Consider the following 9,351-nt stretch of genomic DNA (forward strand, 5'->3'; position numbering starts at 1 on the left):
GTCCGTCCGCTCATGGTCCTGAGCGCTAGAAACTGATCGTCGCGGTGATCGAGTCGCTGTAGTTGCCGGGCGCGGGTGTGGTCTGCGCCGGCACCGCGCCGTACACGGTCACGACCTGCGACGTGCCCGTGCCGACGCCCGTGACCGTCGCGCTGCCGCCCGTGCCGTCGCCCCATCCGATCGAGTGCGCGGCGTCCGTGTAAAGCCCGTAACCGATCGTTCCGCCCCCGCCGCCGCGCTGCATCTGGCGCGCCGTCACGTTGCCGCTGCTGCCGCTGCTCAGCGCGATTTTCCACGCGTCGCCGTTCGTGCACTGCGCGGTGATCGTACCCGTTGCCGTGAGCGTGCCCGACAGGATGCTCGCGGTGCCGAAGCTCACGTTGGTCGTGTTGATGTTGCAGTTGTTGGTGACGTCCGCCGTCGCGCCGAACGGGAAGGTGCCGCTCGACGTCGTCAGCGCCGCACAGGTCGGCGCGCCGAGCAGGTAGAACCCCGTGTTGATCGACGTCGTGGTGCCGCCGAACTGTTGCGAGTAGGTCGTGGTGCTGTTGCCGGTCGTCGGCACGGTCGGCTGGTTCCCGGTGATCTGCCCGTACACGGTGACCGTCGTGGACGCGCTCGTGCCGAGCGCGGGTTTGACGAGCGTGACGGACGCCGGCGTCGTGCCGGAATACACCGAGCCCCATGCGACTGTATGTCCGCCATCGAGATAGAGGTCGTACTGCATCGAGTTGTTGCCGTTGACGAGGCTGCGCGGGCTCGTGCCGCCGAGGTTCAGGCACACGAGCACGTTCGGCACCAGCGAGACGGCCGACCACGTGCAGGTGATGCTGACGGTGCCGGTGGCGGTGACCGGCGCGTTGGAGATCGGGCTGACCGATCCGAAGCTGACCGTCGACGCCGTGGCCGTGCAGGACTCGGCCCGCGCTTGGTGCGGCAGGCCGCACCAAGCCGCGAACGCGATGACGAGCAGCAGTGCGAACCTCATTGCGCTGCCCGGCAGGTGAGGGGGCCGACGGTCGGCAGCGTGCCGTTGCCGGGCGCGGTGAAGGCGAATTCCGTGACGCAGCGCTGCGTGCCGTAGTCGATCACGAGGTGGTTGTCCTCCTTCAGTCCGTCGATGAACGTGAGCCCGTCATAGCCGACGATCGTGTCCGCGCCGCTTTCGGCGTGATGCACGCGCGCGCCGGCCGGCAGCGGGCGGCCCTCGGCGTCGCGCAGGATCACCGACGCCGCGCGATAGCGCGACACGCCGAAATGCGCGACGATGCCCGATTGCGCCTGCGGCACGACCGTCATCGACGTGCGGGCGATCCGCGCATCGGCGGGCAGCTTCATCGAGTCGATCGCGATCTGGTTGTTCTGGTAAGCGTTCAGGTCGGGTACGAGCAGGTGCCCCGCGCGATCGGTCGTGCCGATCACGCGGTTCTCGTGCAGCACCGGAATGCCCGCGACGCCGTCGGTCGACACGAGCGCGAAGCCGTCGTCGATGCGGCGCGACACCTGCAGGCTGCTGTCCATGAATACGAGCGCGCCGTTCACGTCGAGCGACGCGCCGGTCTGGCGGTCGATCTGCTGCGCGGCCGCGATGACTTCGCCCGCATGACCGAGATACCGCAGTTGCGCCTGCCGATAGGGCACCGCGCCCGTGCCGCCCGTCTGCGCGCCCCAGCCCCAGCCGCCGCCGTAGTCCGGCGGGCGGCTCGCGTCGACGGTGTAGTTCGACAGGCCGCGCTGGCGGCCGACGGTCGTGTTGATCGACGTGTTGCGGCCGAGCCCGATGTTCAACGACACGAACGCGCCGTTCGTGCCCTGCTGCGCGAAGTCGCGGTACGCGCTTACGCTCAGCGACGCGAGATCGCCGAGGCTCAGCGTGTACGACACCGTGCCGATCCGCGTGCTCGGGCCTTGCGGCATCCGGAAGCCGATATAGCTGAGCGACAGTGTCTGGCGGTGCATGAACGGCAGCGCGAGCGTCGCCTGGTCGGTCGCCGCCGGCGCCGTCGCGCCGTCGCGCGATGCCAGGTCGCCGTAGCGGCCGAACGCACGGATCGTCTGCGCGTTGATCGAGAAGCGCGGCTCGATCAGCTGGTAGCCCACGCTGACCTGCGTGCCCGGATAGCGGCCGGCGCTGCCCGCGAGCGAGCCGCTCACGACGCCCGCGTAGCCGAGCCGCAGCAGCGCGCCGACGCCGGCGTCGAGCACGCCGCCGGTCGCTTCCGCATGCCCCTCGACGGTCAGCGCATCGGTGACGCCGCGCCGCATCGAGCCACTGACGGCCGGCCGCGCGTCGTAGTCGAATGACTGCAGCCCGAAGTTGCGGCGCAGGAAGCCGGCTTCGAACGAATAGCTCGACAGCCCGGCGGACAGCATGCGCGTATCGACGTAGAGCGGCACGGAGGTCGCGACGGTGCGCCCGAGCGCGTCGCGTGTGATGACGGTCGCCTGGCCGGCGCCCGTGATGCCCGGCACGTCGTGGATGATGAACGGGCCGCTCGGCACGTTGCCGGTGTACTGGCGCACGTTGTTGATGTACAGGTCGACGGCCGACGGCACGGCGGCGGAACCCGCGAGTGACGGAATCGGGAACGTCACGAGATCGGGCCGCAGCGCGAAGTTGCTGCGCCACTGGAAGCCGCCGACGCGCACCGAGCGCGTCCACGCGAGCGATCCCGAGATCGTGTCGCCGATCTGAATCGTGCTCGGCCGTGCCGGGTCCGAGCGGCTCCATGACGTATCGAAGCGCGTGTAGTGCCGGTGGCCGTTGTAGAAGGTCGCGGCGCCCGTGGTGTCGAACACGCCGCCCGGATCGAAGTAGCGCACGTCGGTGTAGAGCGAGTACTGCCGGTCGCCGATCGTCTGCGCGTACGCCTCGTAGTTGATCGCGACGCCGCGCGACGCGCTGGCCGCCTGCGTGGGCGGCAACGCACGGCTGTCGACCGCGTACGGCCGGCGCAGCGTGTCGGGCATCTGCAGGTCGACGCTCTGGCGTGCCGCGTCGTAGCGGTAGCGCAGGCCGGGAATCGCGTCGAGGTCGACTGTCGCCGCGTCGGCGATGCCAAGCCGGTCGGTCGCGACGCCGATCGTGCGCAGGTCGGCGCCGCTCGCCGACAGGTGGCCGTCGCGTTCGCGGAAGTGCGCGAGCAGCGTCGTGTTTTCGCCGTTGACGCTGACTTCGAGGATGACGTCGTGGATGCCGTCGGTCATCACGAGTGCCGGGGGTTCGTCAGCTCGCACCGAGCCGAGCGCGAGCAGGCTGCCGGCCACGACGGCCGCGAGCGCGGCGCGCGGCGAGCGTCGCGGCGTCCTGCGTCCGTTGGCCGCAGGCGTGCCGGCGCGTGGCGAAGGGGGAGAGGCCGGGCGGCGCACCGGCGGTCTAGCCCGGCGGCTCCACCGCGACGACCGCACTGGCCGGCTGCGAATTGACGGCCGCCCGCACCGTGACCTTGCCGCCGAGCGCGACGCCCGCCGGCAGCGGCACGCTCCACTGGCCGGTTCGGCCCGCGAGCGCATAGCCGAGCAGCCCGCGCGTGAGCGGGTACGCGTGCCCGTCGCCGGTCACGAGCTCGACCGACGCCAGTTGCGCGCGCCGCGTGCCGCCGTTGTGCACGCGCAGTACCCAGCCGCCGGTGCCGCGCAGCAGCGCCCAGTCGAGCTGCGGCGCACCGTTGCTTGCCGGCTCGACGAACACCGGAATCGAATAGCGCAGCCGGATCGACACACCGTTGGCCGGCGTCTCGCCCGGCTGCGGCAGCTCGTCGATCAGCAGCCGGTAGGTCTGCTCGACACCGGCGGATGTACGCGACGCGCGCACGACGCGGATCAGCTGCTCGGACTGCATGCCGACCTCGATCAGCGGCGGGCTGGCCAGCAGATCCTGGGTGGGCGTCAGCGCATCCTGGCCATCGGCCTGATCCCAGCGGAACACGCGCACCTGCCCGTACACCGCGCGCTCGCCCGGATTGCGCAGCGTGATGCCGGTGGCCGTGTCGTCGGCACCGAATTCGATCGTGACGGGGGAAATTTGCAGCGACGCGGCGTGCGCGGCGCCGGCCGCGCACAGCAGCGCGGCGAGCGTTCGACGTAATGCGGACATGGGAAGCAGCGCCGGTCAGAAGTAGACGGTTGCGGTGACGGTCGTCTGATAAGTGTCCGGCTTCGGCGTCGTTTGCGTGGGCACCTGGCCGTAGACGGTGAAGGACTGTGCGGACCCCGTGCCGGTGCCGGCCACGGTGTCCGTGCCTTGCGTGTTGCCCCAGACCGTCGTCCGTCCGGCGTCCTGGTAGAGCTGGAAGCCGACCGTCGTCGTCGTGTTGCCGGTCGCCGTGCCGGCCATCAGCCGGCTCGCGACGGTCGACCCCGTGACCTGTCCCGCGTCGAGACCGACGTTGTACGGCGTCGTGTTGGTGCAGGTGACGCTCAAGGTCGTCTGCTGGGTGATCGCGGCGGACAGCACGCCGTTCGTGCCGAAGGCCAGCGGGTTCGCAGTGATCGCGCAGTTCGGCTGCACCGTCAGCGTGACGTTGAAGGTGGAGGTCGCGGTGCCATTCGAATAGGTGGCTGCGTCGGCGGTGGATGTCGAAAGGCCGACTGACAGCGCGAGCGACAATGTGGTGGATGCGATGGCGACTTTCACACAGATCCCTCATCGATCGAATTTTCGTTGGATTTATGCCGCGCTTCGCAGGCCACGGTATCGCAAATCCTGATACGAATCGGAAATTCTTTCAATCTTAAAATTTACGCTGTTTCATTTTGTTACATTTGATCTGGATATTGATTGAATAAAGCCATGAAATATTTCTCTTTTCGATTTCAATGTTCGAATCGCAGGAAATATTTTCCTGCGATGCAGTAAGCACTTCATGACTCACGCAGGGCTTGGCACAAATTTTTGCCAGACCTGGTGGGAGGGGCCGGCCTGTACGGAATAAGTAATTAATGCATTTGGTGGAATGGAAGAGGTGAAAAATGAATCATTCGAGGGTATTGAATTGATTTCGGTAATCCCTGAATGAATTGAATCTTGATCGAAGCCGGATTTACGGATATTCCGAATAATTCGGATTGAAGAGACGTTGAACCGGAGTTGACGGTTGAAAACGAAGACGGCCGCATTGCGCGGCCGTGAACGTGTGTCGGTGCGGGGGGATCCCGGATCCGTTGCCGGCGTCCGACGTATCGCGATTACGAATTCGCGGCGGCCGGTGCGCGGCGCTGCTGCGCGATCTGCAGGAAGACGAGTGCGAGTCCGGCCGCGGCGATCAGCCCGCCGACGAGCGGCACGGCCGCATACCCGAAGCCCGCCGAGATCGCCGCGCCGCCGGAAGCCGCGCCGAGCGCGTTGCCGAGGTTGAACGCGCCGATGTTGACGGCCGACGCGAGGCCCGGCGCCTCGTGGGCCGCCCGCATCACGCGCATCTGCAGCGGCGGCACGACCGCGAACGTCGCGATACCCCACACGAGCAGCGTGACGGCGGCGCCGGCATGCGTGCTGGCGAGCACCGGGAACGCGACCATCGTGGCGATCAGCAGCAGCAGGAAACCGATCAGCGTGCCGTCGAGCGAGCGGTCGGCCAGACGCCCGCCCGCGATGTTGCCGATCGAGAAGCCGACGCCGATCAGCACCAGCATCGCGGTCACGAAGCCGGGCGTCGCGCCGGTCAGGTGTTCGAGCGTCGGCGCGACATACGTGTAGAGCGTGAACATCGCGCCAGCGCCGAGCACGGTCGTTCCGAGCGCGCCGAGCACGACGGGGCGCGTCAACACCGAGAGTTCGGCGCGCAGGTCGGGCATCTTGCCGGCTTCGCCTTTCGGCAGCGCGGCGAACAGCCCGGCGATCGCGACCAGGCCGAGGCCCGCGGTCGCCGCGAACGACATGCGCCAGCCGATGATCTGGCCGAGCCAGGTCGCGGCCGGCACGCCGCCGACGTTCGCGATCGTGAGACCCATGAACATCGTCGCGACCGCGCTGGCCTGCTTGTCGCGCGGCACGAGGCTGGCCGCGACCACCGAGCCGAGCCCGAAGAAGGCACCGTGGTTGAGGCTCGTCACGAGCCGGGCGAGCAGCAGCGTCGTATAGCCCGGCGCGAACGCTGACAGCAGGTTGCCGATCGTGAAGATCGACATCAGCGCGATCAACGCCGAGCGGCGCGACCAGCGCGCGAGCAGCAGCGTCATCAACGGCGCGCCGGCCATCACGCCGATCGCATAGGCACTGATCAGCATGCCGGCTTGCGGAATCGACACGTGCACGCCGTCGGCGATCACCGGCAGCAGGCCCATCGGCGAGAACTCGGTCGTGCCGATGCCGAACGCACCGGCGGCGAGTGCCAGCAGCGGCAGCGCGGCGCTGCCGCCCGGGCGGGAAGGAGAGGAAGTCGTGGGGTTCACGCGATGAGCTCCTGTAATCGAGGAACAACGGCACGGGGCCGTTGAGGACAGGGCGAAGTGTGCCTGCATCACTTTTGCGGAAAAAGCCGCATCCGGACGAAATTATCTTGATTTCATTTCAACAATGCAGCGAGCAACGAAGCTCGATGGTGGCGCGGGTGAACGGTCGGGGGCTTTTGTGAAAGTTTTTTGTAATGAAAGGGGGTGGGACTTTCGGCCGGAAGATTGCGAGCCATCGGCGGTTCGACGCGGAATGACGGTTGCTGCCCCCGGGTGACCCGAAAGCCATCCGCCGACCGTCCGGCGGCGCGCGGCTGCACGAATCGGGCGGGCCGCTCAGGTGGCGGCCATCGCCCCGCGCGAGCGTCGCATCGCTGCCGAAAACCCTTTGCAGACAAGGCCCGCGCGCAAAAAAAGCCCCGGCCACAGGGGGACCGTGACCGGGGCGGAAACGCATCCTCTCTTTGGCACGAGGGTTGGATGCGCGCGAAGTATATTTCGACGCATGACAATTCGAACCGGCGTTAAACGGCCGTTTTTGGTGTCAATTTAAAAACACCGGCGTCGCGGCGCCGTCCGTCGGCGTTCTGAAAGATTTTTAGTCAAGACAATGCCGGTGATTAGTGCGTCAAGGTAGTCAAACCGACGATTTGACGGAGGGGCGCCCGGTCGGAGTTCGACGGTGCGAATCCCCGCCGCCGGATCGTGTGCCGGACGCGTCGGGCGAACTACGTCCGGTCAGCTCGCTTCGCCGGCCGCATCGCGCACGGCCGAGAGAAACTGCGCGACGACGGGTGATGGCGGCACCGCGGCGCCGTCGAACACGAACTCGATGTCGAAGCGGCTCGCGAGTTCGTCGAGCGCGACGAGCCGGACCGTATGCGGGCAGGTCGGCGACGCGCTTTCCGGCACGAACGCACAGCCCATTCCGGCCGCGACGAGGCCGATCAACGTCGGGATGTCGCTGCCGATCTGCGCGATGCGCGGCGTGAAGCCGGCCCGCTGGCACTGCGCCATCAGGAACCGGTGGTGTGCTGCGGAGCGCTGCGCGTCGAACCACACGAACGGCTCGTTCGCGACGTCGGCCAACGTGCGCGGTGCGGTGAAGTGTCCGCCCGGCGGCGCGGGCATCGCGAGCACGAAGCGGTCGCTCAGCAACCGCACACCCGACAGGTGTGGCGCCTCGTCGCGACGCCACGCCATGATGCCGCCGTCGAGCTGGCCGCGCACCAGCGCGCTCGCCTGTTCGGCCGACAGCATCGGCGCGATCGACAGCTTCACGTCCGGGCACGCGTCGCGAAACGCCTTGAGGACGTTCGCGACGACGGGCAACGGCAGGCAGTTCGGCAACGCGCCGAGCCGTAGCTCGCCCAGCTGGCCGGCCGCGCTGCGCAACGCACGCTCACGGCTGTCCTGCAACGTCGCGAGCAGGCCGGTCGCGTCCTGCAGGAAGCTCGCGCCGGCCGCCGTGAGCGTGACGCCCGTTGCGCGGCGGACCAGCAGCGGCGTGCCGATCGCGTCCTCGAGTTCGCGGATCTGTCGCGACAGCGCGGGCTGGACGATGCCGGCCGCGCGGGCGCCGGCCATCACGCTGCCCGCTTGTGCGACGGCGACGAAGTAGCGCAGGTGACGCAATTCGATCTGGCGCATGCGGTATCCGTTCCGGTTCATTGATATACCTGTGAAGCATAGCAAGTGCCATGCGATGGTATTGGAAAGCATGGAAGGCCTGCCGTACGATGACCGTCATTGCCGCTCGCCCTCGCGGGTCGCGTGCGTTTTCTCCGTTCGCTTCGTTCTCCTTGGTCCCGTCCCATGCCGCTTCATATCCCGACCCCTTATATTCGCTCGCAAATCGCATCCAGCCGGCTCGGCAGGACCATCCGGCTGAAGCTCGATGCGCTGCAGCCGTCGGGCTCGTTCAAGCTGCGCGGCATCGGTGCCGTCTGCGAAGCGCGGCATGCGGCCGGCGCGCGGCGGTTCGTGTCGTCGTCGGGCGGCAACGCGGGCATCGCGGTCGCCTATTGCGGCCGCGAACTCGGCGTGCCGGTGCTCGTCGTCGTGCCGGAAAGTGCGTCGGCCCGCGCCCGCGAACTGATCCGCGTCGAGGGCGCCGACCTGATCGTGCACGGCGCGAGCTGGGCCGAGGCGAACGCGTTCGCGCAGTCGGCACTCGGCGAGCACGATGCGTTCGTGCATCCGTTCGACGACCGCGTGCTGTGGCAGGGCCACGCGACGATGATCGACGAGATGGCGGCGGCCGGCCCGAAGCCCGACGCGGTCGTGCTCGCGGTCGGTGGTGGCGGGCTGCTGTGCGGCGTGCTCGAAGGGCTGGCGCGCAACGGCTGGCACGACGTGCCGGTGGTCGCGGCCGAAACGGAAGGCGCCGACTGCTATGCGCGCTCGCTCGCGCAGGGGCGCCCGGTCGAATTGCCGGCGATCACGAGCATCGCGACGTCGCTCGGCGCGAAGCGGCCGTGCGATGCGGCGGTCGAATGGGCGACCCGGCACGAGATTCATCCGGTCGTCGTGTCCGACGCCGACGCGGTGGCCGCGTCGCTGCGTTTCCTCGACGAACACCGGATCGTCGTCGAGCCCGCGTGCGGTGCCGCGCTGGCCGCGCTCGAGCGGCCGGTGCCTGTGCTCGCGTCGGCGACGGATATCGCCGTGATCGTCTGCGGCGGCGTGACGGCGACCGTCGAGCAGTTGCAGACGCTGCGCGCGACGTTGGGTTAGGCGGGGCGGCTGTCGATCCTGGCGAACGCGGGCGTCGGCCGTGCATGCTCGCTGCGAAGCATCGGCGCAATGCCGGTTACGCAATTACGCTACTGGCAGGCAGCAGGCAGCAGGCAGCAGGCAGCAGGCAGCAGGCAGCAGGCAGCAGGCAGCAGGCAGCAGGCAGCAGGCAGCAGGCAGCAGGCAGCAGGCAGCAGGCAGCAGGCAGCAGGCAGCAGGCAG

At 68.2% G+C, this 9,351-nt stretch carries 7 protein-coding genes; 1 reads left to right on the forward strand and 6 read right to left on the reverse strand.

Features of this window, described 5'->3' with window-relative positions:
- Positions 1-25: 25 nt before the first annotated feature.
- The 6 genes from HAV18_RS17290 to HAV18_RS17315 all read right to left on the reverse strand — a co-directional run bounded on the left by HAV18_RS17290 (position 26) and on the right by HAV18_RS17315 (position 8,043).
- On the reverse strand, positions 26-988 hold the full coding sequence (locus HAV18_RS17290; RefSeq protein WP_166957849.1) for a spore coat U domain-containing protein: 963 nt from the start codon (positions 986-988) through the stop codon (positions 26-28).
- Positions 985-3,369: a fimbria/pilus outer membrane usher protein gene (locus tag HAV18_RS17295; protein ID WP_166957851.1), complete on the reverse strand. Its 2,385-nt coding sequence runs from the start codon at positions 3,367-3,369 to the stop codon at positions 985-987. The genes HAV18_RS17290 and HAV18_RS17295 overlap by 4 nt, the downstream gene beginning before the upstream one ends.
- A 7-nt stretch (positions 3,370-3,376) precedes the next feature.
- Positions 3,377-4,096, reverse strand: a complete 720-nt coding sequence (locus tag HAV18_RS17300) for a molecular chaperone (RefSeq protein ID WP_166957853.1) — start codon at positions 4,094-4,096, stop codon at positions 3,377-3,379.
- A 15-nt stretch (positions 4,097-4,111) separates the two neighbouring features.
- Positions 4,112-4,597, reverse strand: coding sequence for a spore coat U domain-containing protein (locus HAV18_RS17305; protein ID WP_407062428.1), 486 nt, complete (start codon positions 4,595-4,597; stop codon positions 4,112-4,114).
- A 590-nt stretch (positions 4,598-5,187) separates the two neighbouring features.
- On the reverse strand, positions 5,188-6,393 hold the full coding sequence (locus HAV18_RS17310; RefSeq protein WP_166957855.1) for an MFS transporter: 1,206 nt from the start codon (positions 6,391-6,393) through the stop codon (positions 5,188-5,190).
- Positions 6,394-7,131: 738 nt separating this feature from the next.
- The gene (locus HAV18_RS17315) at positions 7,132-8,043 is read right to left on the reverse strand and encodes a LysR family transcriptional regulator (protein WP_166957857.1); all 912 of its coding nucleotides are present in this window, start codon (positions 8,041-8,043) and stop codon (positions 7,132-7,134) included.
- A gap of 165 nt (positions 8,044-8,208) precedes the next feature.
- Between HAV18_RS17315 and HAV18_RS17320 the strand changes: the two genes are divergently transcribed.
- A complete protein-coding gene (locus HAV18_RS17320; protein ID WP_166957859.1) occupies positions 8,209-9,129 on the forward strand; it encodes a pyridoxal-phosphate dependent enzyme in 921 nt (306 codons plus the stop codon).
- Positions 9,130-9,351 lie beyond the last annotated feature (222 nt).

The organism is Burkholderia sp. D-99 (assembly GCF_011605345.1).
Lineage (GTDB): Bacteria > Pseudomonadota > Gammaproteobacteria > Burkholderiales > Burkholderiaceae > Burkholderia.

Bases quoted from the DNA above. Each gene is read 5' to 3' on its own strand.
- HAV18_RS17290 (WP_166957849.1), bottom strand. From the start codon at position 988: ATGAGGTTCGCACTGCTGCTCGTCATCGCGTTCGCGGCTTGGTGCGGC.
- HAV18_RS17300 (WP_166957853.1), bottom strand. From the start codon at position 4,096: ATGTCCGCATTACGTCGAACGCTCGCCGCGCTGCTGTGCGCGGCCGGC.
- HAV18_RS17315 (WP_166957857.1), bottom strand. From the start codon at position 8,043: ATGCGCCAGATCGAATTGCGTCACCTGCGCTACTTCGTCGCCGTCGCA.
- HAV18_RS17320 (WP_166957859.1), top strand. From the start codon at position 8,209: ATGCCGCTTCATATCCCGACCCCTTATATTCGCTCGCAAATCGCATCC.